Source organism: Ancylomarina sp. YFZ004 (assembly GCF_054254355.1).
The window spans coordinates 1-1704 of the sequence record NZ_JBTCHQ010000030.1; the positions used below are offsets into that span (position 1 = coordinate 1).

General features: G+C 47.3%; 2 tRNA genes and 1 rRNA gene. All 3 read left to right on the forward strand.

Features of this window, described 5'->3' with window-relative positions:
• A 16S ribosomal RNA gene (locus tag ACXR6G_RS20065) occupies positions 1 to 1320 on the forward strand; the annotation flags it as partial.
• Positions 1321 to 1473: 153 nt separating this feature from the next.
• Positions 1474 to 1547: transfer RNA gene (locus ACXR6G_RS20070), tRNA-Ile, on the forward strand.
• A 15-nt stretch (positions 1548 to 1562) separates the two neighbouring features.
• Positions 1563 to 1639: transfer RNA gene (locus ACXR6G_RS20075), tRNA-Ala, on the forward strand.
• The last annotated feature ends 65 nt before the right edge of the window (positions 1640 to 1704 follow it).

The window sequence follows — 1704 nt, forward strand, 5'->3', positions numbered from 1 at the left end:
ATTAAAACTCCGGTGGTATAAGATGGGCATGCGTAGCATTAGTTTGTTGGTGAGGTAACGGCTCACCAAGACTATGATGCTTAGGGGGTCTGAGAGGATAGTCCCCCACACTGGTACTGAGACACGGACCAGACTCCTACGGGAGGCAGCAGTGAGGAATATTGGTCAATGGGCGAAAGCCTGAACCAGCCATGTCGCGTGCAGGATGACGGCCCTATGGGTTGTAAACTGCTTTTTTACAGGAATAATTGTCGATACGTGTATCGATTTGAATGTACTGTATGAATAAGGATCGGCTAACTCCGTGCCAGCAGCCGCGGTAATACGGAGGATTCGAGCGTTATCCGGATTTATTGGGTTTAAAGGGTCCGTAGGCGGTTCTTTAAGTCAGTGGTGAAATCCCAGAGCTCAACTCTGGAACTGCCATTGAAACTGAAGAACTTGAATATGGTTGAGGTAGGCGGAATACGTTATGTAGCGGTGAAATGCATAGATATAACGTAGAACACCAATTGCGAAGGCAGCTTACTAAACCATTATTGACGCTGATGGACGAAAGCGTGGGGAGCGAACAGGATTAGATACCCTGGTAGTCCACGCCGTAAACGATGATTACTCGTTGTGCACAATACATCGTGCGTGACTGAGCGAAAGCATTAAGTAATCCACCTGGGGAGTACGTTCGCAAGAATGAAACTCAAAGGAATTGACGGGGGCCCGCACAAGCGGAGGAACATGTGGTTTAATTCGATGATACGCGAGGAACCTTACCTGGACTTAAATGTAGATTGACCGGTTTAGAAATAGATCTTTCCTTCGGGACAATTTACAAGGTGCTGCATGGTTGTCGTCAGCTCGTGCCGTGAGGTGTCGGGTTAAGTCCCATAACGAGCGCAACCCCTATCGTTAGTTGCTAGCAGGTAATGCTGAGGACTCTAGCGAGACTGCCACCGTAAGGTGAGAGGAAGGTGGGGATGACGTCAAATCAGCACGGCCCTTACGTCCAGGGCTACACACGTGTTACAATGGCCAGTACAAAGGGCAGCTACCTGGTGACAGGATGCTAATCTCAAAAGCTGGTCTCAGTTCGGATCGGAGTCTGCAACTCGACTCCGTGAAGTTGGATTCGCTAGTAATCGTATATCAGCAATGATACGGTGAATACGTTCCCGGGCCTTGTACACACCGCCCGTCAAGCCATGGAAGCCGAGGGTGCCTGAAGTACGTTACCGCAAGGAGCGTCCTAGGGTAAAATTGGTAACTGGGGCTAAGTCGTAACAAGGTAGCCGTACCGGAAGGTGTGGCTGGAACACCTCCTTTCTGGAGATGGATAATACGACATTAAGTTTGACTGTGAAGACAGTTGACTTGGTTATAATCTTGACCTAATTTTATTTTTGCTTTCATCTATTTACAATACCATAACCCATAGCGTTAGGGTGTTTTTAACATACTAAGCTAATGCGGATTAATAGTCCTGTAGCTCAGTTGGTTAGAGCACTACACTGATAATGTAGGGGTCCGCAGTTCAAATCTGCGCAGGACTACTTATTAACGATTATGGGGGATTAGCTCAGTTGGCTAGAGCGCCTGCCTTGCACGCAGGAGGTCATCGGTTCGACTCCGATATTCTCCACCATATTCTCTTTAAAACGTTAAAGAGGAATTACAATGAAAACTTTCTTGAAAATAAGCATCACTAAC